The 23,873-nt window shown below is 45.3% G+C and carries 26 protein-coding genes; 21 read left to right on the top strand and 5 right to left on the bottom strand.

All coding sequences use genetic code 11. From position 1 onward, the window contains the following. Positions 1 to 54 precede the first annotated feature (54 nt). The 5 genes from ACLWBD_RS14945 to lspA all read left to right on the top strand — a co-directional run bounded on the left by ACLWBD_RS14945 (position 55) and on the right by lspA (position 6,280). On the top strand, positions 55 to 1,335 hold the full coding sequence (locus ACLWBD_RS14945; RefSeq protein WP_413568792.1) for a radical SAM protein: 1,281 nt from the start codon (positions 55 to 57) through the stop codon (positions 1,333 to 1,335). A gap of 152 nt (positions 1,336 to 1,487) precedes the next feature. Beyond that, positions 1,488 to 3,368, top strand: coding sequence for an ATP-binding protein (locus ACLWBD_RS14950; RefSeq protein ID WP_413568794.1), 1,881 nt, complete (start codon positions 1,488 to 1,490; stop codon positions 3,366 to 3,368). Further along, positions 3,361 to 4,887, top strand: a complete 1,527-nt coding sequence (locus ACLWBD_RS14955; RefSeq protein WP_413568795.1) for a sigma-54-dependent transcriptional regulator — start codon at positions 3,361 to 3,363, stop codon at positions 4,885 to 4,887. The genes ACLWBD_RS14950 and ACLWBD_RS14955 overlap by 8 nt, the downstream gene beginning before the upstream one ends. 282 nt (positions 4,888 to 5,169) lie before the next feature. Then, positions 5,170 to 5,727, top strand: a complete 558-nt coding sequence (locus tag ACLWBD_RS14960) for a hypothetical protein (RefSeq protein WP_063205154.1) — start codon at positions 5,170 to 5,172, stop codon at positions 5,725 to 5,727. A 40-nt stretch (positions 5,728 to 5,767) separates the two neighbouring features. Beyond that, positions 5,768 to 6,280, top strand: coding sequence for a signal peptidase II (gene lspA, locus ACLWBD_RS14965; protein ID WP_063205155.1), 513 nt, complete (start codon positions 5,768 to 5,770; stop codon positions 6,278 to 6,280). Between the two features lie 9 nt (positions 6,281 to 6,289). Here lspA and ACLWBD_RS14970 read toward each other — a convergent pair whose 3' ends face one another. Further along, on the bottom strand, positions 6,290 to 6,814 hold the full coding sequence (locus ACLWBD_RS14970; protein ID WP_063205156.1) for a response regulator transcription factor: 525 nt from the start codon (positions 6,812 to 6,814) through the stop codon (positions 6,290 to 6,292). Continuing rightward, positions 6,815 to 8,035, bottom strand: coding sequence for a sensor histidine kinase (locus tag ACLWBD_RS14975; protein ID WP_413568797.1), 1,221 nt, complete (start codon positions 8,033 to 8,035; stop codon positions 6,815 to 6,817). A 137-nt stretch (positions 8,036 to 8,172) separates the two neighbouring features. On the opposite strand from ACLWBD_RS14975, the gene ACLWBD_RS14980 reads away from it, so the two are divergent. From ACLWBD_RS14980 to ACLWBD_RS15005, 6 genes are read left to right on the top strand one after another with little or no spacing between them, the layout of a single operon-like run. Further along, positions 8,173 to 8,757, top strand: coding sequence for a hypothetical protein (locus ACLWBD_RS14980; RefSeq protein WP_413568798.1), 585 nt, complete (start codon positions 8,173 to 8,175; stop codon positions 8,755 to 8,757). A gap of 8 nt (positions 8,758 to 8,765) precedes the next feature. Then, positions 8,766 to 9,374: a hypothetical protein gene (locus ACLWBD_RS14985; RefSeq protein WP_413568799.1), complete on the top strand. Its 609-nt coding sequence runs from the start codon at positions 8,766 to 8,768 to the stop codon at positions 9,372 to 9,374. Further along, positions 9,374 to 10,432, top strand: coding sequence for an outer membrane beta-barrel protein (locus ACLWBD_RS14990; protein WP_413568801.1), 1,059 nt, complete (start codon positions 9,374 to 9,376; stop codon positions 10,430 to 10,432). Before ACLWBD_RS14985 ends, ACLWBD_RS14990 begins: the two co-directional genes overlap by 1 nt. Positions 10,433 to 10,441: 9 nt before the next feature. Then, positions 10,442 to 11,323, top strand: coding sequence for a metal ABC transporter substrate-binding protein (locus ACLWBD_RS14995; RefSeq protein ID WP_413568802.1), 882 nt, complete (start codon positions 10,442 to 10,444; stop codon positions 11,321 to 11,323). Continuing rightward, on the top strand, positions 11,320 to 11,889 hold the full coding sequence (locus tag ACLWBD_RS15000; protein ID WP_413568803.1) for an ATP-binding cassette domain-containing protein: 570 nt from the start codon (positions 11,320 to 11,322) through the stop codon (positions 11,887 to 11,889). Before ACLWBD_RS14995 ends, ACLWBD_RS15000 begins: the two co-directional genes overlap by 4 nt. Further along, positions 11,886 to 12,698: a metal ABC transporter permease gene (locus ACLWBD_RS15005; RefSeq protein ID WP_413568804.1), complete on the top strand. Its 813-nt coding sequence runs from the start codon at positions 11,886 to 11,888 to the stop codon at positions 12,696 to 12,698. Before ACLWBD_RS15000 ends, ACLWBD_RS15005 begins: the two co-directional genes overlap by 4 nt. Here the strand turns inward: ACLWBD_RS15005 and ACLWBD_RS15010 are convergent. Beyond that, positions 12,683 to 14,113: a cyclic nucleotide-binding domain-containing protein gene (locus tag ACLWBD_RS15010; RefSeq protein ID WP_063205164.1), complete on the bottom strand. Its 1,431-nt coding sequence runs from the start codon at positions 14,111 to 14,113 to the stop codon at positions 12,683 to 12,685. The genes ACLWBD_RS15005 and ACLWBD_RS15010 overlap by 16 nt on opposite strands. Before the next feature lie 106 nt (positions 14,114 to 14,219). Between ACLWBD_RS15010 and ACLWBD_RS15015 the strand changes: the two genes are divergently transcribed. Continuing rightward, a complete protein-coding gene (locus tag ACLWBD_RS15015) occupies positions 14,220 to 14,960 on the top strand; it encodes a prolipoprotein diacylglyceryl transferase (protein ID WP_063205165.1) in 741 nt (246 codons plus the stop codon). Here the strand turns inward: ACLWBD_RS15015 and ACLWBD_RS15020 are convergent. After that, positions 14,922 to 15,734, bottom strand: coding sequence for a hypothetical protein (locus tag ACLWBD_RS15020; RefSeq protein ID WP_413568806.1), 813 nt, complete (start codon positions 15,732 to 15,734; stop codon positions 14,922 to 14,924). The genes ACLWBD_RS15015 and ACLWBD_RS15020 overlap by 39 nt on opposite strands. A gap of 268 nt (positions 15,735 to 16,002) precedes the next feature. On the opposite strand from ACLWBD_RS15020, the gene ACLWBD_RS15025 reads away from it, so the two are divergent. The 9 genes from ACLWBD_RS15025 (at position 16,003) to ACLWBD_RS15065 (ending at position 23,610) form a co-directional block, all read left to right on the top strand. Further along, positions 16,003 to 16,728 (top strand): hypothetical protein, encoded by a 726-nt coding sequence (locus ACLWBD_RS15025; protein ID WP_063205167.1) that lies wholly within the window; start codon positions 16,003 to 16,005, stop codon positions 16,726 to 16,728. Between the two features lie 45 nt (positions 16,729 to 16,773). Then, positions 16,774 to 16,992: a DNA gyrase inhibitor YacG gene (locus ACLWBD_RS15030; RefSeq protein WP_041870760.1), complete on the top strand. Its 219-nt coding sequence runs from the start codon at positions 16,774 to 16,776 to the stop codon at positions 16,990 to 16,992. Between the two features lie 159 nt (positions 16,993 to 17,151). Next, on the top strand, positions 17,152 to 17,424 hold the full coding sequence (locus ACLWBD_RS15035) for an HU family DNA-binding protein (protein WP_063205168.1): 273 nt from the start codon (positions 17,152 to 17,154) through the stop codon (positions 17,422 to 17,424). A 618-nt stretch (positions 17,425 to 18,042) separates the two neighbouring features. Then, complete coding sequence (gene pfkA, locus ACLWBD_RS15040; RefSeq protein ID WP_081112123.1) at positions 18,043 to 19,032, top strand: 6-phosphofructokinase; 990 nt, start codon at positions 18,043 to 18,045, stop codon at positions 19,030 to 19,032. A gap of 103 nt (positions 19,033 to 19,135) precedes the next feature. After that, positions 19,136 to 20,257 carry an ABC transporter substrate-binding protein gene (locus tag ACLWBD_RS15045; protein ID WP_063205170.1) on the top strand — a complete coding sequence of 374 codons (1,122 nt, stop codon included), beginning with the start codon at positions 19,136 to 19,138 and terminating at the stop codon, positions 20,255 to 20,257. Between the two features lie 9 nt (positions 20,258 to 20,266). Beyond that, positions 20,267 to 21,169 carry a branched-chain amino acid ABC transporter permease gene (locus ACLWBD_RS15050; protein ID WP_063205171.1) on the top strand — a complete coding sequence of 301 codons (903 nt, stop codon included), beginning with the start codon at positions 20,267 to 20,269 and terminating at the stop codon, positions 21,167 to 21,169. 2 nt (positions 21,170 to 21,171) lie between these two features. Next, positions 21,172 to 22,143 (top strand): branched-chain amino acid ABC transporter permease, encoded by a 972-nt coding sequence (locus ACLWBD_RS15055; protein ID WP_413570740.1) that lies wholly within the window; start codon positions 21,172 to 21,174, stop codon positions 22,141 to 22,143. Continuing rightward, positions 22,124 to 22,900 carry an ABC transporter ATP-binding protein gene (locus tag ACLWBD_RS15060; RefSeq protein WP_063205172.1) on the top strand — a complete coding sequence of 259 codons (777 nt, stop codon included), beginning with the start codon at positions 22,124 to 22,126 and terminating at the stop codon, positions 22,898 to 22,900. The genes ACLWBD_RS15055 and ACLWBD_RS15060 overlap by 20 nt, the downstream gene beginning before the upstream one ends. After that, on the top strand, positions 22,897 to 23,610 hold the full coding sequence (locus ACLWBD_RS15065) for an ABC transporter ATP-binding protein (RefSeq protein WP_063205173.1): 714 nt from the start codon (positions 22,897 to 22,899) through the stop codon (positions 23,608 to 23,610). Before ACLWBD_RS15060 ends, ACLWBD_RS15065 begins: the two co-directional genes overlap by 4 nt. Here ACLWBD_RS15065 and ACLWBD_RS15070 read toward each other — a convergent pair. Then, the gene (locus tag ACLWBD_RS15070) at positions 23,607 to 23,873 is read right to left on the bottom strand and encodes a DUF5985 family protein (protein WP_063205174.1); all 267 of its coding nucleotides are present in this window, start codon (positions 23,871 to 23,873) and stop codon (positions 23,607 to 23,609) included. The two genes, ACLWBD_RS15065 and ACLWBD_RS15070, sit on opposite strands and share 4 nt — an antisense overlap.

A 23,873-nucleotide genomic window follows, 5' to 3' on the forward strand; every position in this document is an offset into this window, starting at 1 on the left:
TGACGAAGGCCGGACGTCTCATTTTGGAACGCTTATTGCAGCTCCTTAATGCGCATGGAACAAAGACGTTACAAAGACATTGTGGCATTTAAATGGGGACAAAGCGCTCCCCTGGCGTTCCATGCCCGAAATCTAGAGGTTGCAGAGATTTCTGAAGAGACTTGGTCGACCATGCAAGCTACTGACGATGCCAATGAAGCGTTGGCCGAACTTTCAGCTTGGGAACAAGATAGCAACCCCGACGTTAAATCCGGAAAGCTCGAACCAGGTATTCGCAGTTTAACTATTAACGTTACTCAAATTTGCAATTTGAAATGCACATACTGCGCGGCCGGTGGCGACGGAACTTACGGTGCTGCGCAAACAAAGATCAATGTCGAAAAAACTTTGCCACAGTTGAAATTCTTTTTGGAAAAACTCCCCGACAATAGCAATTTCAAAATTACTTTTCTTGGAGGCGAACCCCTCCTTTATCCTGAAGGGATCCAAGAAATTGGCAACTATGTGCGACTTATGGCTGCCGGTCGGAATATCCATCCACGTTTTTCCATCGTAACGAATGGAACATTGATTAATGAAAAAACCTTGAATGTACTTAAAAGTATTCAAGCCAATATCACTATCAGCGTCGATGGACCTGCAAGCATTAACGACAAGTCTCGCCCAACGAAAACAGGCGCTAGCAGCACAGAAATGGTCGTTGACGGACTCAACCAAATTTCTGCTGTTCGCGACTCTTTAGGGCTCATCACGCTTCATGGAGTTTTTAACGCTGATAATCTGGATTTAATAAAAGCCTATGAGTTCTACCGTCAATTCGACGTGGATAAATACGAGTTCACGTATTCAGTGTCTGACAACGATGATGTAAGCAATAGAGAATTCGTTTCGCAAATGAACCTGATCGCAAAAACAGCGTATGCAAAAGGCGGCGAGAGAGAACTTCGTAAAATCGGCGTCTTTGACCAATACTTCCATGCACTTGATAGTCAGCAACAAACAGAGAATCATTGCGGCGCTGGAAAATCCTTCCTGATGGTAGATGCCAAGAACAATCTTTATACTTGCCCGTGGGAAGTGGGAAATAAAAATGAACAGGTTGGCCACGGTGACAACCTTGATTTAGAGAGTCTGAATGAATACCAGGCTCCCTTGATCGAAAAGAACAACTGTCAAAGCTGCTGGGCACGTTATCTATGCGGTGGCGGCTGTATGTTCATCCATAAGCAAAGTACTGGAAGCAAACATAAGAAAGATGGCCAATTTTGCTTTCGCACACGCAGCTTGATTAGCACCGCCTTACTATATTATAAAATCAGCAGGGAATCCTGCTAAGAGGAATATATGACAAAGAAAACACATATCAAAAAAGTGAAGCCTCTGAAGCCCGCACTACCAAATCCAGGAATTAAAGGCGGGCCAGGTACAGGTAATGGCGAAGGCTGCATCCCCGTTCGCTAACTTTTAAAAAATAAAATATAGGACTTATGACTCTTCCTCCCTCCCCTGAAGAGAAATCAGTTCCCTCTAAAAAGGGCAACTACCAAGCACTTGCGCTGCGAATCTTATTCGCAGTAGGGATTTCTATTCTTTTGGCGCAAACAAATTTGGAGTATATCGAGTCCTATCTATACGACCTGCGAAGTCGCACAAAATTAATCAACTCTACGTCCGGAAATATTGAGCTTATCTACATAACGCCTAAGACAATTCAAAGCTTTCAAGGTTTCCCCTCAGCTTCCGAACAAAACAAGCTTTTAGAAAAGATTAAGAGCCAAAATCCAAAGGCCGTAGTTTATGACTTTGACCTTAATGAAACACCAGGCACCGTCGAGGCAAAAAATAAATGGGAAGCTAGTATCGTAGCGAATGAGAACATCTATGTCGCTGGACGTTCCACGCCTTTAAAAGGGGAAGAGAATCAATTGGTTTTAAGTCAGCCCTTTGAGCAAATCTCTTTATTCCCTTCTCCAAAAACGACGGACTTAGTTAATTTTGCTAAAGACGGCGTAACTCGACGAATGATTTTAACCTATCAAGATCGTCCTCTATTATCGACGCACCTAGCGGCATTGGTTAACCCTAGTGTCGCAAACGTAGAAAGCGTTCGCGGCGTTTTTGATTTTTACGGGACCGACCAGGCTTACATTAATTTTCATCCAGCTAAGTCTTTTCCTTCAACTTCATTCGAAGATCTCATCGACGGTGTCGTCAGCACAGACAGATTCAAAGATAAAATTGTAATTATTGGTACCGATTTGGGATTGAATGAAGCCGAGTATATTCAAAGCCCTTATAATAGAGATGTTATGGCAATGACACGTATCGAACTGCAGGCAAACGCGATCGATACCCTCATTACGAACTCAGCACCTGTCAGGGCTAGCAGATACGTTAGCTGGTTACTCATTCTCCTCGCTTCGTTATTAACGACTCATGTTGTCCTTACTATGAAACCCACTCAAGGTTTGATGGTTCTTGCGGCCACGTTGGTCGGCTTTATTGGTGTCAGCTCTGCCGCTTTCTGGATCGGAGGATTCTGGCTTCCGATGGCGGCGCCACTTTTAACCATCTTCCTCTGCTACTACTTCTTCATCCCGTACCGCTTGATCGTGGAAAATCGTCGCAGTTGGGAGTACTACCAGAAGAATAAACTTCTAAGCCAGGTCGAAGAGCTTAAGACAAATTTCATTTCTATGATGTCTCACGACTTAAAAACGCCGATTGCGCGCATTCAAGGGATGACGGATATGATTCTTGCCGATCCGGTAACCTTGAGTCCTCAGCAGCGCGAGGCTGTGGATACGATTCGTCATTCTTCTGATGACCTTTTGAAGTTCATCAATGCGATTTTGAATTATGGTAAAATTGAAAGCCAAGGGGTTCAGCTGAACCTGCAAAGCAAGGACATCAACAATCTTCTTCAAGAAGTCATCCGTAAGCACGAGTTCCTTGCAAAAGTGAAACGTATCCAGATCGTCTCTGAACTGGAGCCTATGTTCCCCGTTCCTGTGGACGCTGATTTAATGAAGCAGGTGTTCTCAAACCTTGTAGAAAACGCCATTAAATACAGCCCTGAAGACACGAAGATTATGATCTCTAGCGAAGAGTCCTCCACGAAGGTGGTCGTTCAAGTCGCCGATCAGGGGCCGGGTATTCCTGCTGACGAATTGCCTAATATTTTCATGAAGTTTTTCAGATCCAAGAACGCCAAAAGCTCGCCGATCAAGGGGTCAGGATTGGGGCTTTATTTGGCTAAATACTTTACCGAACTTCACCATGGACGCCTTTTTGTAGAATCTTCCCATGGTAATGGTTCCACATTTACGGTAGAACTACCAATCGAGCAAGGGGGTACACATGCTTAAGGTTTTGGTTGTAGACGACGATCAGGGCTTAAGACTTTCCGTTAAATCCGCACTCGCAGTCACTCAAAGATTTGAAGTCGACGAGGCTTTCGATGGCGTTAACGCTATGGAAAAGATCAAAGGCGGCGACAAGAAATACGATCTAGTGATTCTTGATGTGGACATGCCCCGCATGAACGGGCTCGAAGCTCTTCGCCAAATCAAAGAATTCGACCCAGGTATCATTGCGATCATCATGACCGCGCACGCGACGTTGAACGACGCGATTCAAGCCGTTAAAGACGGCGCTTACAATTACCTTCCAAAACCTGTTGGCAGCGATCAGTTACTTCAATTGATCGATAAAGCCGTAAATGCCCATAACTTGATTTCAAATATCGCAGCTTCAGCACCCGTCATGCACGAAGCCGGTCGTAAAATCATCGGTCACACTTCGCAAATGCAAAAGGTGTTTAACATCATTCACCGTCTTGCAAAAGTCGACACTCCTGTTTTGATTCGTGGTGCTTCCGGAACGGGTAAAGAACTTGTTGCCAAAGCGATTCACTACAACTCCGCTCGCAAAGATGAAAAGTTCGTAGCTATCAACTGCTCTGCAATCCCAGAGAATCTTTTTGAATCCGAGTTATTCGGTCACGAAAAGGGTTCTTTCACAGGTGCGGATCAACGCAAGATCGGGAAATTCCAATTCGCTGAAGGCGGGACGCTATTCCTAGATGAAGTCGGCGACATGCCACAATTGATGCAAGTAAAGATCTTGCGCGTACTTCAGGAAAAGCTTTTCACTCCCGTCGGCTCGAATCGCGAATTCCCAACTAATGTTCGTATTATTGCCGCGACAAACCGACCTCTTGAAGACATGATCAAAGCGGGCACTTTCCGCGAAGACTTGTTCTATCGTTTGAACGTTGTACCTATCTTCTTGCCGGCACTAGCTGAGCGCAAAGACGATATGGATCACATGGTGAATATCTTTATTAAGAAATTCAACCAAGCGCACGGCAAACGCATCAACGGAATTGCTCCAGATGCGATGGCGGTCCTTAAAAAACACACATGGCCAGGAAACATCCGTGAGCTTGAAAACGTGATCGAGCACGCTTTTGTTCTAGAGATGTCTAACATAATCACGATTGCGTCTTTACCTGAATCCTTGTTGATTGCTACAGGTACAAATTTGATCGATGTTCCACCAGTGATGGAAACCGCTCAAAACGTAGCTTCTGCGGGTTTGACATCGGCTTCTCAAGCCCATGCGACTTTGGGTGATGACGATGATGCGGACGTGGGTACAGACGCTGAAGAGTTGGATGGCGAAGAAATCGTTCCTTACAACGGTTCCGAAAACCTAGATTTCAATGCGCAGAAAGAAGCTTTCGAAAAAGAGTTTATTATCAAGGCTCTTAAAACTTTCCGTGGTCGTATCAATCAAACAGCGTTGCACGCTAATATTCCAAAGAAAACACTTCTTAGAAAAATTGAGAAGTACGGAATCGTTGCGAAAGACTACGCCAACTAAGAAAATCCTAAAAAAACGGCGAAACCCACAAGCTAAAAACTTGTGGGTTTTTCTTTTATTAACTGGGCCATTCCTAAAACCTGAAAGAAAAATCAAGAAAAACTCTTTTCCTTTTTTTCGTTTTTCGCAATGCCTCTAGTTTTGTAATTGAATAAAACCCCTGCATCTAGAGATGCATAATTTTTGAGCAGATAATTCTTGGGATTTTGTGGTTACTCTACATTGACTCGACGTAATGGAGTCTGTAGTTTCAGTCCCTCACCTTCCGGAGAAAATTAATCAATGACCATGAATCCGTTGCCACCACAGGCATACACGAAAGAGACTTTGCTGAAAGCCTATCAGTGGCTGACAGTTCAAAACTCTTCGATCAAGGAAATGGCGACGACTCCGGATATCTTGGTGAGTTTGTATCTCAAAGCCACTCGCGATGGCGACCATGCGTTGGAAAGACCGAGCATCCAAAACTTCAAAAATGAACTAAGAAGCCTGGCTGGTATGATGGGTGAACTTGACGGCCCCGCTCGTCCAGTGATGGCACAGCCTCAACCGACGCCAGCGACTGTAGCACCTCCCGTGCAACAGGTTCAGCAAATGCAACAAGTTCAGCAAGTTCACGTAGTGCCGGCGGCGACAACCGCGACACAAACTCAGGTTTCCTATACTGAAAAAACTGTGACAGCGACAACTCGTCAGCCTGATTTGATGGAGATGCTAGATTCTTGTTCCAAAGGCATGATTCAGGAAGTCAAAGAAGAGTTCAACTTGAGCTCAGACCTTGAAGCCCTTCGCATGCTAATCAAGATCGGCTACAGCCGTTCAAAAACCCTACTTAAGTAGTCTTTGCGTGGCCCGCGGTAATTGGGCTATACTCCCCAGCATGAAACGTAAATATATCTGGCTTGTGCTTATCTCTGCTTTCCTTGTGGCTTTAGACCAAGTGATTAAGGTCTATGTTCACACGCACTTTCACCTGGGCGAGTCCATCTCTGTCATTCCTAATTTCTTTAACATCACTTATGTAAGAAACTTCGGTGCGGCGTTTGGATTCTTGGCAGAAAGCCATCCCGATTTCCGTGAGATCTTCTTCTTGGCGATGCCACCCATTGCGTTGATCATTATTTTAGGTATTTTACGTGGCGTAAAAGACGACGACACAAAACAAATCATCGCTCTTTCAAGCATCTTCGGTGGCGCTATTGGAAACTACATCGACCGCGTGCGCTTCCGCTACGTGATCGACTTCCTGGATTTCCATATCTACAATCGTTGGAGCTGGCCCGCTTTCAATATCGCCGACATGGCGATTGTCGGCGGAGTAGGACTTCTTTTACTTCTGATGTTCCTTGAGAATAAAAAGAAAGAAAAAGAGAAAACAGAGGGCGCTGCTTAAGCGCCTTTTTTATTTGTTCGGAATATTCTTACGAAGTTTTCTTTGCAGACTTTGGCGGTGCAAACCTAACTTCTTAGCGGCCTGAGTTATATTGCCGTCGGAACTTTGCAGAACGTAATCGATGTATTCTCGCTCCATACGTGCCAAAGAAATTTCCTGATCAGGCACTTCCTCACCCACATTTTGGTCAGTAAAAGCCTTGATAATCATATCCGGGGTTACCGGCTTACTGATAAAGCTGTGGGCCCCCAACTGCATAGCCTTCACCGCAGAAGCAACGCTGCCAAAACCACTCATCATAACAACTTTGACTTGGGGGAATTTGTCTTTGAGATCCTTCAAAAACTGCAGGCCGTTTTCAGAACCTACACGCAAATCAAGCAAGGCCCATTCAGCTTCAGTGATTTGCGCCAAAGAAGGAGTTTGTTCAAAGCTTGTGACCACCATGCCACGATCTTGAAGTTCTTCCGTTAATACTTCGCGAAGGTTGCGATCGTCTTCAACCAGTAAAAGCTTTTTCCCTTTGATATCCATTTAAGCCTCCTCGATGGGAAGACGAATTTGCGCCGTCGCGCCTCTTCCCGAGGTGTTATTAAAGATTTTAAACTCGCCACCCGCAGCTTGTGCCATCATCATGGCAGAGTAAAGTCCCAAGCCATTTCCATCCACTTTCGTGGTTACGAAAGGCTCGCCTAAGCGAGATAAAGTTTCGTCGGAAAGACCTTCTCCAAGATCTGTGACTTCTAAAAGAATCCACGAGTCTTTTTTAAATAAGCGCACATAGATTTTAGATCCTGAGGGTGATGCTTCCAAAGCGTTGTTTAACAAATCAAAGAAGGTGTTTGAAAACGCCAGCACCTGCAAACGGCACGAAAGAGGTTCTGTCATAAAATGCTTTTCGATGACGACTCCTTCGTTTTCTTTTTCCCAGACTTTTAAAAGATCCTCAGTAAGTTTTTGAATTTCCACTGTGTGCAATTCAGCCTGCGAAGAGCGGGAAAAAACCGAAGCCATGTGTTGAAACACTTGCACGCATTCATCCAAAGATGTTTTGGCTTTCTCTAACTCTTCGCGCGCGGTTGTTTCCTCACTGGATAATTTTCTTAAGCCACGTTCCATGCGAAGTTTTAAGGAATTCATCGGAGTCGCTAATTGATGAGAGAACCCCGCCGTCAATGCACCTAAAGATTTCAAACGATCCGCTTGATGCTGACGATCTTGCAAAAGGCGAATGCGCATTTCGTTTTTTTGCAAAAGACCTGAGAAGTAATGGCTGACAAACCACGAGGCCGTGATCAAAAGCCATTGCGAAAGAAATCGTAAGCCTAAATCAGACACGTCAGAGCCCACGGTGACCCTGGCGTCAAAATAAGTTTCTAACTGCAAAAGACCTAATAAAAGAAGAACTGAAGCTCCAAAAAGATAAGAAGCTCGTTTACGTAAAAGCATGCCCCCTAAGAACGAGTGAATGCAAAGAATGCTGACAAAAGGGTTATTTGCGGAACCACTCACAAAAAGCAGACCGGCCGCCGCTAAAAGGTCCACCCAAAGATGCACCAGGGTGTGCTTTTGACGAGCGTGATCTTCGCGGGGCCACAAACCTTGCGATAGAACATTGAAGGTCGCCAGCAATGCAAGGACAGCAATAAAATAGAAGATGTCCCTTTTTTGCAGAAGGTTCCAATGAATAAGGGGAATAATCCCCAAAGTTAGACAGAATATCGCAATCCAGCGAAATCGAATCAGCCCAGGCATGACCCCTTGATAGCGGACCCGGGGTGGTGCCGCAACAAGTCTCTGTATTACGCAACCATTCGTTGCGTTTTTTAAATGCAAATTACTTGCATCTGCAAAATCAGGGTGCTAGAACGCTTTAAATCGAAGGAGACGTTATGAAGACCTTTCTTATTTCCCTGATTTTCGCATTCACACCGGCCACTTTTGCTCATGATCACACAACGGATCTCAGTATCTTGAAGCGTTCTAAAGTAAGCGCGGCGACCGTCGAAGCCTTAGAAATGTTTGAGACTTCAGGAGCGGGTCTTCTTTGGAGCTTCCAAACCGAGACGTTTGATGACGAGGCTGCATCTAAAATTTACTTCGTCGCAGAAAATGCGGTGAAGTCGGCATCTTATGACTGCCACTTCCATTCTCAGGATGGCGAACACCATGCCCACTGCCATGAGGGTGCTGAACTGAACAACACTCCTTCGACGGCTCCGTCATTGAGTTTCAACGTCGATGCGTATCTTGAAGGCTTAGCTTCTTCTATGGATGTTTTTGAAAGAAAAATTTCTTCTTTGGACAGCTTAGCGAGCATTAAGATGTGGCAAAACGCGACGGAGATGTTTGTAACTCTTTCGTCTTTAGTTAATGGTGTTGAAACGAAAGCCCATTTCATGTGCCACATTCATGCAGGCACTGAAATTGATTGTCATCGCAGTCGCAATGCTGGTCCCGGCGAGCCTTCGTTCTAGGAGTGATCATGAAGCATTCATTTCTGTTCGCACTGACGGCTTTATTCGTGACGGCCTGCGGAGGCGGATACAATCCTGACAAGGACGCCCTTCAACAAGCTCAAAAAATAGGAGATCAAGCTTACTTCGAAATTTCTCCCGGCGTAGGGCTTATGGCTGACACGGTTTCTTCAGTGTCTTCGGGAGCCAACTTTGAAGTGAGTTTTACGTTGGAAGAGGGAGGACGCTTTCGTGTGTCTACTTTCGCAGACTCCCAGCTTAAAAACGGCATTGATTTTGTTTTCACTCGCCAAGGCACCAAACTTTTTGTTTTCAGCTCAGCACAGGGTCAAACTCAAGAATGGTCCTCCCTGTTTAATTCTGTAGATGCGACGGGTGTTTTGACATTCACTATTGATGTGCATAACAACGAACATCCTAGTCATATTCTATTGTGGAACGGATCCAAGAATGCCTCGATGGATCATCGCAACACTCTTTATAATTCTGCAGAAGACAGCTTTGATCTAAACTATGATAATAGCCCGGGTAATGGCTTCGGCCGCAATTGGGGTTTTAAACTTGAAAAAGCACAGCTTCTTAAAGCTGTCTTATCTGCACCACAGGAATCACACTAATGAAACGTTTTACGGTCATTCTTTTTATTCTGCTTTCTGGCGTTCGCGCTTCTGCACAGAATCTATTGCAAAACATTCAAACCGCCGCTGCGATCGATATCGTGGCCCCTTTTGATTTCGAAGGCTCAGAAGAAAATAAGCTGGACATTCGATCTGCCGAGCTTTCTTTTTTTGGTCCTCTTGATCCTACATTCGACGCGAACCTAAACGCGGCAGCTCACAATGAAGATGGTGAGTTTGTTTTTGAAGTGCATGAGGCTTTCGTTTCATCCAACAAACTGATCCCCTCTTCTCGGTTCAAAATCGGGAAATTCTTTTTAGGCGTAGGTCGATTAAACCAATTCCACCAGCACGATTGGGCCTTTATTTCTGCGCCTCGTGTGCAGACAGAGTTCTTTGACGAAGAAGGTATCGCGGATACGGGAGCTGAGTTTTCAACTCTTCTTCCCATGGACTCTTATTGGGACATTACCGCCGGTGTGACAAATGGATATACCTATGGACACGCCCACGATGCGGGCGAAAAACCGCGCGTTCCTACTCACTATATTCACCCGGTCAACTTCATTGATTTTGGTGACGCCGGAGCCTTGCAATGGGGAATGAATTATTTAGGCCGCACTGATGCTGAAGGCATTCAAACTCAGCTTTATGGGTTTGATTTTGTATTTAAAAAGACGGAAGGCAAAGTTCTTCGTTTTCTTTTGCAATCAGAAATCTGGTATCGCAACTTAAAAGCTCCCGAAGCAGACCGCCAAGAGGACATCGGTGCTTACATCTATCCGCAAATGTCCTTGAGTGAACGTCTGTTTCTAGGACTGCGTGTGGATTTGTTCTCGGAGCTTTCCCGCACGTTTCAATCAGATGGTTCTAAACAAGACAATTTAGATTATGGCTTTGTTCCGAACCTGACCTATAAGCACAGTGAGTTCACATGGTTCCGCGTCGCATACACTTACGATGTGCAAACTTATAAGGGCGAATCGGATGACTTGAGCCAGAAAATTGAGTTGCAGTTGGTGTCTATCTTGGGCGCGCACCCTGCGCATTCATTCTAGGAGGATTTCGTGAAGAGTTTTGTATTTGCGACATGTTTATTCTGTGCTTCGACGGCTTTTTCGAAAATCAAAGTAGTAACGACACTTCCCGATATTGCAGAAATTGTTCAGGCTATCGGCGGAAACGAAGTGGAAGTTCAAAGCTTGCTGAAAGGAAGTGAAGATCCTCACTATGCCGAAGCCCGCCCCGATTATATTTTAAAAGTAAATCGAGCCGACGTACTTTGCTCTGTCGGTTTGGAACTTGAAGTCGGTTGGCTTCCAAAAGTTCTAGAAAAAGCCGGAAATGCGAATGTCTCCCCTGGTGGTAAGGGCTCTTGCATCCTAGGAAAGTCGGTAAAGCCTGTCGACGTTCCCGTGGGTGTTATCAACAGATCCTTAGGAGATGTTCATCCTCAAGGAAATCCGCATTTTGCATTGTCGCCAGAAAAGCTCGTTGAAGGCGCGAACGAAGTTGTGCGCGTTTTATCAGAAGGAGATCCAGGCAAAGCCTCGGAGTTTTCGAAGAATTATGATGCATTCAAAAAGAAAATGACCGACCTGCAGACGACACTTTCTAAGAGCGTAAAAAAAGTGAAGGTCATGGAGTATCACAAAGAATTTACCTACTTCTTTAATGCCTATGGGCTTGAATCCGTCGGATCTTTAGAGGAAAAGCCAGGCATGCCACCCTCGGCGGCGCGCTTAGCTCAGGTGGCGAAGCTCGCAAAGGACAACAAAGTGGCTGTGCTTTTCGCGACACCCTCAGCACCTCATAAAGCTTTAGAAAGATTCACAGAGCTTTCCGGCATTCCAGTTGTCACTGTGCCTTCCTATGTGCAAACTTCTGGTAATTCCGATGCAAAGACGATTGAAGGCTTGCAAAAATTATTGGTAAAATCCATTCCATGAGTTCTATTCTTGAAGTTCGAAATCTAAAAGCCCGCAGCCGTGAAGGACTGGATCTTTCACCTGCGGTCGACTTTGATCTTCAAGAAGGTGAAGTGCTGTTTCTGCGTGGAGAAAATGGTTCAGGAAAGAGCACTTTATTGAAAACTCTTTTGGGTCTTCATAAATACTATGAAGGCTCTTTTCAGTTGCGCATTTCGAAGGTCGAAATGCAGTATGTTCCTCAGTTAGGAAACTTGAATTTCCATCTTCCCTTGACCCTGCAGGATATGGTCCCCCCCACGGCGCGAGACCTTCCCTTGCTGCGGGGGCTTGATCTTAATAAAAAATGGAACACCGCCAGTGGCGGTGAAAGACAAAAAGTTCTTTTAGCGGCTGTTCTGGCGAAACGCCCCAAATTATTGGTTTTGGATGAGCCCTTTAATCATGTGGATAAGGACTCAGTTCAAGTACTGGAAGACGCGTTAGCACAGTTTCTTAAAATGAATCCACAAAGTTCTTTGATTTTGGTGTCTCATCGCGCGCTTGTACAAAACTGGGCTTCAGTTAAATTTTTGGAGATTCGATGAGTTCCTTCTTGGACTTGCTAAAAATTTATCAGTGGGCTTTGCAGGCCAGTGTGGTTATGGCTGCGGTGCTTGCGTTGATAGGTGGCCAGTGGACCGCTCGGGCTAAAAGTGCGCAAATTTTTGTGTTAGGCCAAGGCTCTTCTTTAGGAATTGTATTGGGATTTGTTTTAAACCTTATCTTGGGAACCGACTTTCACGGTTTGAATCTGGTTTTAGGTTTGAGTTTAGGTTGGTTGACACTCTTACTTTCTGATTTTTGGATTGAATCCCGCTCGGACAGAAACCACATTTATTTGACTCTTTTTGTATTCTTTCTTTCGCTTACGTATTTGATCACCTCCATCACGCCTTCTTTAGAGTCTCATATGGCAGCGGCGTATTTTGGTGATATTGCGGTGATGAGCAATTTGGGTGCGCAGATGAGTCTGGCAGCAGGCTTGGCATTTGGGGCATTCTTATTGTGGAGCTGGAAAGAGCTTTCGATGATTTCTTTTCAGCTATTAAATCAAAGCTCCATTCATCGCAGCGGCAAAAATCTGGTTTTCGACGTAGGAACCTTGCTATTGACGACAATGGCAATTCAAAGCATGGGCTATCTTTACACCATGGGATCACTTTTCATTGCGACAAGCTTTGCTTCATCCCGCAGTCGAAATTTGAATTCTTATACGGCGAAAATACTGTTAATCGCTTCCTTAGGAAGTCTACTGGGATTTAGCATTTCATTATTTTCCACAGAGCTTCCCACCGTCCCCTGCATCCTTATTGGACAGATGTTGGTGGGTTTCTTGAGTTATACGAAGAAGTAGTGGAACGAAGGCTGAGCTTCGCGCTTTTGTCCGTCGACGTTGAAAAGACAAATCACTTCGGTGCGAACACCCTTTTTAACATTAAATACAGTTAAGTCCGCGTTCTCGATAATCTGGTGCAGACCGCGACCGGCACCGCCCTTTTCAGCATTCATGCTGCCAGCTTGGCCATTATAACAGCTTAAAAGATAATCAATGATGATGTTTTTCGTAAGGGAACCAAATGGATCTTTCACCGCTACTGCAAGCAACACACCATCACTAGCATACGTCAGCTGCGATTGTTGATGAGTATCCAGTTTGATTTCTTCTTTACGAGAAATGTGATTGAAGATGGACTTTCCTTGAGCATCCACCGGAGCATCGTATATCGCATTCATCAGCATTTCTTCAACGACAGTATTAACGCGATCTAAAACCGTGCTGCGAATCCCCATCTTTTTGAAGTAAGTGTAAATATCTTCGCGAAGTCCTTCGCGCTGACTAGAGTGAGTCACGGCTCGAGTTTGCACCTCTACTCCCCAAGTCAGATACTTTTCGATGCCAAAAAGATCTTTGTTCAAAAGCTTACTCAAAGCAGTTAAGACATAGCGAATGGTGGCATTTCTATCTTCGGCATCCCGAGAAATGATGTGATCGACGAAGCGGTTTTTTTCCAGAACGTTCAAGTTTCCTTGGACGTCTTTGTTTGTAAGTAGGACCGCATAGGGAGAGGATTTTTTGTCTTGAACATCTTTTAAGACGTCCACACAAGCTTCTTCACACAAAACAATGTCATACTTATTTTCAGCCAAGAAAGTGTGTCCCATGGCCGAATCACTGGCGATATCCAATTGAACGCCGGTTCCACCAAGGGCCATACGAATCGGCAGTTGTTGCTTTTTATCTGGTTCGACTAACAGAACCTTGCCACCGCCACTTTTTTCGATCGCGCTTTGAGCTTCGTGCAGTTCACGATTAAGAATTTCAAACAAACGAGCTTTTTCGTTTGTGCGCATCAAGCGCTCCGTCAAGATAAAGCAGTAGATCTGGAATAAGAGAGCCTGAAAGCGATCTTTGTCTTTAGGATGAACATGTCCGAAATCTTCTGAGCGGATAACAAAGCACTCCACTGCCGTTAGAGCTTTGACCGTGGTCGACGTCAGATTGGATGTGATGACACTCATTTCTCCGAACACTTCACCCGGCGTATTTAATGTCGCAATCACTTCGCCAGCTAATGAAACTTCGACACTGCCCGATCTTAGAAAAAACAAAGAAGTGTTCTTTTTTCCCTCTTGAAGAATCAAGCTTCCTGCTGACACGGATTCGGTATGAATCATTGCTGATGCTTGTAAAAGCAAGTCGTCACTGAATGACTTGAAGAAAGAGAAACTTTTAATTTCCTTAGCAATTTCGGCAGGGTGCAACTTCATATATTTGTAATTATGTATTTAGTTAGCGGGGCTTGACCAGAATCGAGTTGAATATTTTGGGGAATAAAAGAAAATTAAGTCTATCGTCGGTATACTTGGAGGTAGTTTGTACCCGATCCTTCCGCTTTCACCTACATTCGGTGTTCCCACTTATTATCTGATCCTCAGTGGCACTGTGTGCATTTGCCTATGGTGGCTGGTGAGGCGTTCGGAGCAGTTGCAACTTTCGCGTAAAACGACGCTCGACCTTAGTCTAATCATCATGGTGGCGGGATTTTTAGGCGGTCGCTTATTCCACGTTTTCTATGAAGACTTTCCTTATTATCGCGAAGAGCCCGTCCGCATACTGCAAGTTTGGAACGGCGGCTTCGTTTTTTACGGTGGCGCTTTGTTCGCCGCGCTTCTGGCTTTTATTTATCTTATTAGAAAGAACAAAAGCACCTTCGAAGAATATCTGGACATGTTTGCTCCCGTTCTTTCTTTTTCTTATGTCATGGGCCGTATCGCCTGTCTTTTAGCGGGATGTTGTTTCGGAAAATACTGCGAACTGCCATGGGCTTTCGGAGGACGACACCCCACCCAAGCTTATGCCGCCTTATGGGAACTGGGTGTGCTTTTTATTTTACTGGGAATTGAAAAAGCTCCGAGAAAAAAAAGAGGAGCCGTTTTTTATTCGTGGATGATCTTGCATGCAATCGGCCGCTTGATCATGGAATACTTTCGGGATGACTTTCGCGGACCGACATTGGGAGTCTCAATTTCAAGCTGGATCAGTCTGCTCTTGATTTTGTTAGGGACATATCTGCTTTTAAGGAAGCCAACACACCGGAGCTCGACACGTTCCTAGTTGGCACAAACTTCCTTGCACAAAACTGTCTAAGCGACATTGATCCGAAGGATAAGTATTGCGAACAAGTTCGTTTGTCGCTGCTGCGGGAGTATTGATATTCACCGGCACATAGTCACGATACGAATATTGCTGCACGAAACGAATCATCTCAAGCCCTGCCTGCATGGATCTTTCACAAAGAGTATTCTGATCACAAGCCTTTCTGACATCGTCTTCTATCACGGGAACAAGTTCTGGATACGCGGTGAGAAGCTCAGGTAAACAATTTGAGGCCGCGTAGAAATCAGATTGTCCTTCGGTTGAAGCCCAATCCGAACCGGGAATTGTTTGCCGAGGCTCACCGCCAATAATATGCCCCAACTCATGACAAAGAATAGCTGCCAGAGCAGCTTTCGTGGCACCTGGTGCTCGCGCCATTCCACCCCAGAGGGAAATCTGCATAGAGTCTTCCTTCTGCTGAGCGAAGGCCGCGAAGTAAGGACTTTGCCATTCATACGGAATAACCAAATTCTTGCCCGTAGCGGCCTGAACTTTTGCAAAATTTTTCACTAGGAATTGCCCAATCAACGTGGCGTAGTCCACCTCGGTCAAATTTGAAACGTTCTTCGATCCGACGGGAAGATAGAAGTAATCCGACTTCGATTCCTGCACCTGAACTTGTCGTTCACTGGTTCTGCTTTTCAATAAAACGCGAGGAGTTTGCGCCATTGCAAGCAGTGCCACCAGAAGAAAAATTCCAAGAATGTACGGGATGTATTTACGATCGATCATAGCGCTAGCACCCTATCATAAATTCCCATTTTACTCGACCGAAAAGATTCCAATTTGTGAGACGAAAAAAGGCTGTTTTCAGAGGGAAAAATAGAGTGTCTCATTTTTAGACACCCGCAAGAGTGACGCAAATTGACTGTGCTCTCCAGACTTTAAACAGTCTTTCAGCTGCCAATCGCAAAATAACCACAATTCACCCATAGATAGAAATGGCATGAGTTCTGTATTGCAGATTAGATGTAGAAGTTTAATTAGAAAGAGGTTTGTTATGAAAAAGCTTTTAACGTCCTTTGTTGCGATGATGTCTTTCGCGGCATTGATGGTGGGCTGTAGCGATGGCAGTGGTGGTGGTACAACCACAGTCACTTGTCCTGCGGGATATTCGTACAACGGCGTAAACTGTGTGTGGGTGAACGGTGGTACACCGGGGACTCCAGGTACAGTGACAGGCCCCGTACAATATTATGACTTCAACCGTTCGTATGTACAAAGTTGGGGCGGCGTCGGCACCGTGAATGGTGACATGACGATCGTCAACTCTGGCGCTTACAAACAATTCTTAAAAGAAGCCATGGCGGTTTGTGACAGAAATATCTGGGGTTGGAGCAGCGGTCTTTCCGACTGTAACAACTGGGTTTCTGGTTCATTCAAAATTGCGTTCTCTATTGATTCATCTATGAAACCAGCGGTGCGCTTCGAAGCTTACCCGGCTCCAAGTTTCTTCCAATGGAACTTTAGCTTGGGTTGGGATGCTGGCGGCGTTGCGTTCAACCCACTTATCTTGAACTCCAACAACACGTTTAGCTTGATCAATAATAGCCAAGGTTTCGAGATCCGTGCTCAAGGTTCCTACTGGAATGGTGGCGGCTTGCGCTTGATCCAAATTCAGGTTCTAAAAGGAACTCTGCAAGACGGTTACTTCACATATGATCTTTACTACCCGTACAACAACGTAGCTACGAAGTTCGCAACGGGTAAATTTAAAAAGTACTAAGCTCTGCGTCTTGCACTCGTGGCAAGACTCAGCAAAGATTCAGGTATGACAGAACCTCAAAAACCAAGACAAGTTAAATGCCCGCAGTGCGGGCGTTTAGCGTTGTACTCACCAGAAAATCCTTTCCGTCCTTTCTGTTCAGAAAGATGTCGCATCATCGATCTTGGCGCATGGGCCAGCGAAGAATACAAAATTCCCGTCAAAGATTCTTCAAGTGATGCTTTAAGTATGGACGACGAAGACTCTTCTGAAGATATGCACTGATGCCGCTGAAACGCGCACTCAGAGTCGTTTTCACATTTTGCTATTGACGAATTTCCGATTTTGCATTTTCATGACCATGTCATTGGATGACGAAGAGTTATCATCACGATTTTTATTTACAACGACGGACACACAAAAGTGTCTTAAAGAGGAGTTCAAATGAACAAAGCTCAACTTATCGAAAAAATCGCTACTGAAACAAAAGTTTCTAAAGCTCAAGCTGAAATGATCCTTGATTGCGCAGTAGAGAACATCAAGAAATCAGTTAAAAAAGGCGACGACGTTAAACTTGTTGGCTTCGGTACTTTCACTAAAGCTAAACGCAAAGCTCGCACAGGTCGCAACCCACAAACTGGTAAAGCAATCAAAATCCCAGCTTCTTGGGCTCCAAAATTCCGCGCTGGCGCAGAATTCAAATCAATGGTTAAGTAATCGTCTAACAACGATGAACTAATCAAAAGGCGTTCCCCACGGGAACGCCTTTTTTTATTTTCCTTCATCACCTCGGGTGCCGGAGAGAGGAAGGGTTAAACTCTGCTTCCTTTTCGCTCGGACAGTCCTCGCGCTTCTCGTCTTTTGCTGGCATTCTTGCTTTTCGTGTCTTTCTTTTCTGTATACCGCCATAGCTTTCGTGCGCTGCGGAACTCGCTTCAAGGAAGCAGAGTTTAACCCTTCCTCTCTCCGAACCAGTTTTGGGGGAAATAAAAAAAGACATTGTATCGTTCCTCTGTGGTTTTCTGGTCAGCTGCGCTGACGTTTGCTCTTCTGAAAGAACATCGAGATGTAATTTTGGGTAGAGCCTAGGGTTCCTGCTCTGAGCCTTGTAGCGAGTTCCGCAGCGCCCAAAAACATCTGCACCACAACGGGAAAAACTAAAAACCCCAAAACAAGATTGCCAGCAGAAGACTAAACGCGCGAGGACTGTCCGAGCGAAAAGGCCCAGAGCAGGAACCCTAGGCTCTACCCAAAATTGCGCCTTCGGCGCTTTACGGCAAGAACTAACTCAACATGCAGCTTGGCTTTTTTACGATGGATCGGTAGCCTGTTTCTATGGCTCAGTTCAGTAAGAAAATTCAGAAGATTGGTGTTTATACTAGCGGTGGTGATGCTCCCGGAATGAATGCGGCGATTCGTGCCGTGGTTCGTGTGGGTATTGCGCAAAATCTTGAAGTCTACGGTATCCAAAACGGATACGTTGGCATGATGGATAACAAAATCTCGCAACTTCATTTGCGTGACATGGCGAACATCATTCAACGTGGAGGCACTGTCTTAAAAACAGGTCGCTCTACTGAGTTCATGAAACCGGAAGGTCGCGCAAAGGCGGCTCAACACTTAAGAGCTGCCGGCATTGATGCGATGGTTTGTATCGGCGGCGACGGATCTTTCCGTGGGGCTCATGCTCTTTGGGAGGAACACCAAATTCCAATCGTCGGCGTGCCCGGCACGATTGATAATGATATCTACGGCAGCGATAAAACGATTGGCTTTGATACGGCGGTGAATACTGCTTTAGAAGCGATTGATAGAATTCGCGATACCGCCGCTTCTCATGATCGTCTTTTTATCGTTGAAGTGATGGGTCGAAATTCTGGCTTTATTGCATCGCATGTTGGACTAGCTGGTGGAGCCGAAGAGATCTTCACTCCTGAAGGAAATACCACTGTTGAAAAAGCACTGGATCGTATTAAAGAAGCCATCGGTCGCGGCAAAACTAGCAGTATTCTTATTACAGCCGAAGGCCAAAAACCGGGTCGTGCTTACGACCTGGCTGATGCTATTCGTAAAAAATCGGGAATGGATGCGAAAGTCTGCATTCTAGGCCACCAACAGCGCGGGGGCTCACCGACGGCAGCTGATCGCATACTGGCCAGCCGGATGGGGGCCGCTGCCGTAGACTCTTTACTGAAGGGCTATTGCGATATCATGATCGGTACCGAAGGCGAGCGCTTAGTGCAAGTGCCGCTGGATCTTGTTACGAAGAATGAAAAGAAGAACCAATTAGATCTTCTTTCTTTAGCGAACGTACTAGCTACATAGGGCTTCATTCGAAGCCCTTTCTTCTGCCTTTTTATCTTGACCAGAGTTTTGGGAACTTGAATTCTAGTGTGTATCTATTTGCACTCTTAGAAATGAGGTCCTGATGAAACGCCTGCTTTTAACTTTGGTATTGGTGCTTCCGCTTTTTGCGGGTTGTACAAAAAAAGAGAATGAAATCGTGATTGGTGAGTATGATTCCTTAACTGGAAGTGATGCTACTTTTGGTTTGAGTTCAAATAAAGGCGTTCGTTTGGCCCTGGATGAAGTGAATGCCGCAGGTGGAATCAAAGGAAAGAAAATTTCTTTGGTGACTCTGGATGACCAAGGTAAAAACGAAGAGGCGGCGGCGGCCGTCACTCGCCTTATCAATCAAAATAAAGTCGTCGCTATTATCGGTGGTGTCGCCAGCGGCCGCTCGAAAGCATCAGCTCCGATTGCTCAGAATGCAAAAGTCCCTTTTCTTTCTCACGCTTCGACAAATCCGGATGTAACTAAAATTGGTGATTATGTGTTCCGCATTTGTTTCATCGACCCTTTCCAAGGCTTCGTCATGGCTAAGTTTGCGAATGAGAATTTGAAACTTAAAAAAGTGGCGATTCTTCGTGACGTAAAAAACGATTATAGCGTGGGTCTTGCAGACGTTTTTTCAGAAGAGTTTAAAAAACGCGGTGGCGAAATCACAAACGATCTCAGCTATCAAGCCGGAGACATCGATTTTAAAGCGCAACTGACTCAGATCCGCTCAAAAAATCCAGATGGTATCTATGTTCCAGGTTACTACACAGAAGTGGGCTTGATCTCTCAACAAGCACGTCAACTTGGTATCAAAGTGCCACTGATGGGTGGCGACGGCTGGGACAGCGACAAACTTTCAGAGATTGGCAAAGAAGCTGTGAACGGCAATTATTATTCGAATCACTACACGACAGAGTCTACAGACCCTTTAGTGACTGAGTTTATTAAAAAATTCAAAGCAAAATACAATGAAACGCCGGATGCCTTGGCTGCCTTGGGCTACGACGCCGGAAAAATCTTAGCGGCAGCCATTGAGCGTGCTCCCGACTTGTCAGGAAAGTCTATTCGTGATGAACTAGCTAAAACGAAAGATTTTGCAGGCGTGACAGGCAAAATCACTTTGAATGAAAATCGCGACGCTGTGAAAAGTGCCGTGATCATCCAAGTAGACGGTACCAACCGCAAATATATTACGACGATCACGCCATAAGGACGGTGCATGCAGGATTTCATACAACACATTATCAACGGTATCAGTCTTGGCTCTATTTACGCACTGATCGCCCTTGGTTACACGATGGTGTATGGAATCCTGAAAATGATCAACTTCGCCCACTCGGATGTTTACATGGTGGGCGCTTTTGCCGCTTACTACTTCGCTCGTTGGATCGGCATTGAAAACAACCCGGGCATTTCTTCCCTGATCACTCTTCTTATTGTTTCAATGATCTGTTGTAGTATTTTAGGTTTGATCATTGAGCGCCTGGCCTATCGCCCCCTTCGAAACGCACCGAAGTTAAATATTCTTATCACGGCGATTGGTGTGAGTTTATTCTTAGAGTATTCCGGCCAAGTTGTTTTCGGTGCAGACCCTAAAGTCTTCCCCTCTGTGATGAACGACTTTGTTTTATTCAATATCGGTAACGTTGAATTAAAGTCTTTCGATATCACGGTTCTTGTCGTCAGCATCCTTGCGATGCTTGCTTTGAATTTTCTTATTTTTAAAACAAAAATCGGTCGTGCTATGCGTGCTGTGAGCAGCAATGCTTCTGTCGCTAGCCTTCTTGGTGTGAATCCTGATCGAATCATCGCGTTTACTTTCGTTGTCGGTTCTTCATTGGCCGGAGTAGGCAGCGTACTTGTCGGAATGAAATATCCTAAAATCGATCCGTTGATGGGAATGATGATTGGCATGAAGGCCTTCGTCGCGGCCGTCTTGGGTGGCATCGGCAACTTAGGCGGTGCGGTTCTAGGTGCCTTGATCATGGGTCTTTCTGAAGAAATGGTCGTCGCTTATCTTTCCAGTACGTACCGCGACGCTTTGGCTTTTGGTATTTTGATTGTGATCTTGATCTTTAAGCCTGCGGGCCTTTTGGGCAAATACTCGGTGGAGAAAGTTTAATGATTAAATCACTAAAATCTCCCCTGCTCGTATTTTTATTTCTTTGTGTCCTGGGTTTCATTCTTGATTTTGGAATAAACGCTTACTTCCAGCTCATCTTGCTTTTTGCCCTTGTGAACTGTTTGCTTTCCATGAGCCTCAATCTTGTGAATGGCTACACGGGGCAGTTTTCTTTGGGCCACGCGGGATTCATGGCCATCGGCGCTTACTTTTCAGCTTACGCCAATACTCACTGGGATTTGATTCCTCCGTCATTTCAGGCCATAGAATATTTTATTTATGCTTTGGGCGGCGGTTTGTTGGCCGCTATCGCAGGATTCTTAGTTGGCCTTCCTTCATTGAGACTTAAAGGGGATTACCTTGCGATTGTGACTTTGGGCTTTGGAGAAATCATCCGTGTGGCTTTGCTAAACATGGATTTCTTAGGTGGCCCTCGTGGATATTCGGGAATTCCTGGTTTTGGTTCTTTCTTGTTCTCTTTTATTTTTGCCTCAATTTGGCTTGTCATCTGCTTCTTTACTATTTGGCGCGTGATGCACTCTACTTACGGTCGCGGTTTTTTAAGTGTGCGTGAAGATGAAATTGCGGCAGAGGCCATGGGTATTAACACGACCCGCATGAAAGTACGCTCCTTCGTGCTGTCCAGCTTCTTTGCTGGTGTCGCAGGTTCCTTGTTTGCGCACTTCACTAACTTCATCAACCCTTCTTCCTTTACTTTTCTTTTAAGCGTGAATGCCGTGATCATGGTGGTCCTAGGGGGCATGGGCTCGATGACAGGTTCTATTGTTGCCGCAGTCGTTCTGACGATTCTTCCAGAAGCTTTGCGTCCTTTACAGGAGTTCACCGGTATCGACCTCCGCATGGTCATCTATTCTTTGCTTTTAATCTTGGTTATGATTCTTCGCCCGAAGGGACTTTTCGGCGAAAAAGAAATCACCGATGTTTGGAGAAAATATGTCCGACGTTCTGCTTGAGGCGCGTAAGATCACCATGCAGTTCGGCGGTCTGAAGGCTGTCGACTCTTTGGAATTTAAAATTCGCAAGGGGCAGCTTGCAGGACTGATCGGTCCTAATGGAGCTGGCAAAACGACGGTCTTCAACATGCTTACCGGTGTGTATCAGCCCACTCATGGCGATGTTGCTCTGGAAGGTAAATCTTTAAAAGGCCTAAAACCTTATGAGATCTCGCATCATGGAGTCACGCGCACATTTCAAAACATCCGTCTTTTTAAAGGCCTTACAGTTTTAGATAACGTTTTGATTGCCGGTCATCAACACATGCACTACGGGCTTTTCGACACCCTTTTGCAAACATCTCGCTTCCGTAAGGCCGAACAAGCTTTGCAGGAAAAAGCGATGAGTTTGCTCAAGATCTTTCATCTCGATGGAAAAGCTCATAAGCCCGCAAACTCTTTGCCTTACGGGGAACAGCGAAAGCTTGAGATCGTTCGCGCCCTTGCAACGGATCCCAAAATTATTCTATTAGATGAACCCGCGGCGGGTATGAACCATTCTGAAACCCATCATTTGATGGAGACCATTGCTAAAATTCGCGAAGAGTTTAAGCTGACCGTTCTTTTGATCGAACATGACATGAAGCTGGTCATGGGCATTTGCGAAAACATCATCGTTTTGGACCACGGAGTGAAGATCGAAGAAGGTGATCCTCAAAAGGTTCAAGGTTCACAAAAAGTGATCGAAGCCTACCTTGGCGTGGAGGAAAAAGAATGAGTTCTCCGCTTTTAACCGTCGAAAATTTAGAAGTTTTTTATGGGTCCATTCAAGCTTTAAAAGGAGTCAGCTTTTACGTCAACGAAGGCGAAGTTGTGTCTTTGATCGGCGCCAATGGTGCAGGCAAAACGACGACCTTAAGAGCTATTTCGGGACTCGTTCCGGTACAGGGCCAGATCTCATTTGCAAATCAGAATCTGACTAAAGTTCCTACTCATAAACGCGTGAACTTAGGCATTGCGCAGTCTCCCGAGGGCCGCGGCGTATTCCCTCAGATGAGCGTATACGAAAACCTAGAAATGGGAGCCTATGCCCGCTCTGACAAAGCGCAGGTGAAAGCCGACTTAGAAATGTGCTTCGATCTTTTTCCACGCTTGAAAGAGCGTGTCGCGCAAATGGCCGGGACACTGTCAGGTGGTGAACAACAGATGCTCGCCATCAGCCGCGCTTTAATGTGTAAGCCTAAGCTGCTTCTTTTGGATGAGCCTTCTTTAGGATTGGCTCCCCTGATCGTTGCGCAAATTTTTGAAATTGTGAAAAAACTGAATAAAGAAGGAATGACGATTCTTTTAGTGGAGCAAAACGCGCGCATGGCTTTGAAAATTTCCCACCGCGCTTATGTTTTGGAAACGGGTCGCGTCGTCATGCAGGATTCAGCTCAGAATCTTCTTAACAACGACGAGGTCCGTAAGTCTTACTTGGGCGTTTAAGCTCGGTTCTTTTCAACCACGGCGCCCGTAATCATCATAAATGCCAACAATCGGAAGACGAAGACATAGGTATGAACTTCGTTTTCACTTTGAATAAACACAAAGATGAATCGTTCAATAGCCAATAAAAAGAAGGCTAAAGAAAATAAGAGAAAAAAACGATCGGTAGTCTTCCTCCAAAATTTAAGAAAGAAAATGCCCGCGGCAATCGACGCCATCATCACGGCGCCATAGAGAAACTGATTAAATTCTTGATTGTCCAT

The organism is Bdellovibrio sp. HCB117, assembly GCF_047305915.1.
GTDB classification, from domain to species: Bacteria; Bdellovibrionota; Bdellovibrionia; order Bdellovibrionales; family Bdellovibrionaceae; genus Bdellovibrio; species Bdellovibrio bacteriovorus_B.

What these genes read in the sequence shown, in the direction of transcription:
- ACLWBD_RS14945 (WP_413568792.1), top strand. Translation starts at nt 55, where the DNA reads ATGGAACAAAGACGTTACAAAGACATTGTGGCATTTAAATGGGGACAA.
- ACLWBD_RS14950 (WP_413568794.1), top strand. Translation starts at nt 1,488, where the DNA reads ATGACTCTTCCTCCCTCCCCTGAAGAGAAATCAGTTCCCTCTAAAAAG.
- ACLWBD_RS14955 (WP_413568795.1), top strand. Translation starts at nt 3,361, where the DNA reads ATGCTTAAGGTTTTGGTTGTAGACGACGATCAGGGCTTAAGACTTTCC.
- ACLWBD_RS14960 (WP_063205154.1), top strand. Translation starts at nt 5,170, where the DNA reads ATGACCATGAATCCGTTGCCACCACAGGCATACACGAAAGAGACTTTG.
- lspA (WP_063205155.1), top strand. Translation starts at nt 5,768, where the DNA reads ATGAAACGTAAATATATCTGGCTTGTGCTTATCTCTGCTTTCCTTGTG.
- ACLWBD_RS14970 (WP_063205156.1), bottom strand. Translation starts at nt 6,814, where the DNA reads ATGGATATCAAAGGGAAAAAGCTTTTACTGGTTGAAGACGATCGCAAC.
- ACLWBD_RS14975 (WP_413568797.1), bottom strand. Translation starts at nt 8,035, where the DNA reads ATGCCTGGGCTGATTCGATTTCGCTGGATTGCGATATTCTGTCTAACT.
- ACLWBD_RS14980 (WP_413568798.1), top strand. Translation starts at nt 8,173, where the DNA reads ATGAAGACCTTTCTTATTTCCCTGATTTTCGCATTCACACCGGCCACT.
- ACLWBD_RS14985 (WP_413568799.1), top strand. Translation starts at nt 8,766, where the DNA reads ATGAAGCATTCATTTCTGTTCGCACTGACGGCTTTATTCGTGACGGCC.
- ACLWBD_RS14990 (WP_413568801.1), top strand. Translation starts at nt 9,374, where the DNA reads ATGAAACGTTTTACGGTCATTCTTTTTATTCTGCTTTCTGGCGTTCGC.
- ACLWBD_RS15000 (WP_413568803.1), top strand. Translation starts at nt 11,320, where the DNA reads ATGAGTTCTATTCTTGAAGTTCGAAATCTAAAAGCCCGCAGCCGTGAA.
- ACLWBD_RS15005 (WP_413568804.1), top strand. Translation starts at nt 11,886, where the DNA reads ATGAGTTCCTTCTTGGACTTGCTAAAAATTTATCAGTGGGCTTTGCAG.
- ACLWBD_RS15010 (WP_063205164.1), bottom strand. Translation starts at nt 14,113, where the DNA reads ATGAAGTTGCACCCTGCCGAAATTGCTAAGGAAATTAAAAGTTTCTCT.
- ACLWBD_RS15020 (WP_413568806.1), bottom strand. Translation starts at nt 15,734, where the DNA reads ATGATCGATCGTAAATACATCCCGTACATTCTTGGAATTTTTCTTCTG.
- ACLWBD_RS15025 (WP_063205167.1), top strand. Translation starts at nt 16,003, where the DNA reads ATGAAAAAGCTTTTAACGTCCTTTGTTGCGATGATGTCTTTCGCGGCA.
- ACLWBD_RS15030 (WP_041870760.1), top strand. Translation starts at nt 16,774, where the DNA reads ATGACAGAACCTCAAAAACCAAGACAAGTTAAATGCCCGCAGTGCGGG.
- ACLWBD_RS15035 (WP_063205168.1), top strand. Translation starts at nt 17,152, where the DNA reads ATGAACAAAGCTCAACTTATCGAAAAAATCGCTACTGAAACAAAAGTT.
- pfkA (WP_081112123.1), top strand. Translation starts at nt 18,043, where the DNA reads ATGGCTCAGTTCAGTAAGAAAATTCAGAAGATTGGTGTTTATACTAGC.
- ACLWBD_RS15045 (WP_063205170.1), top strand. Translation starts at nt 19,136, where the DNA reads ATGAAACGCCTGCTTTTAACTTTGGTATTGGTGCTTCCGCTTTTTGCG.
- ACLWBD_RS15050 (WP_063205171.1), top strand. Translation starts at nt 20,267, where the DNA reads ATGCAGGATTTCATACAACACATTATCAACGGTATCAGTCTTGGCTCT.
- ACLWBD_RS15060 (WP_063205172.1), top strand. Translation starts at nt 22,124, where the DNA reads ATGTCCGACGTTCTGCTTGAGGCGCGTAAGATCACCATGCAGTTCGGC.
- ACLWBD_RS15065 (WP_063205173.1), top strand. Translation starts at nt 22,897, where the DNA reads ATGAGTTCTCCGCTTTTAACCGTCGAAAATTTAGAAGTTTTTTATGGG.
- ACLWBD_RS15070 (WP_063205174.1), bottom strand. Translation starts at nt 23,873, where the DNA reads ATGGACAATCAAGAATTTAATCAGTTTCTCTATGGCGCCGTGATGATG.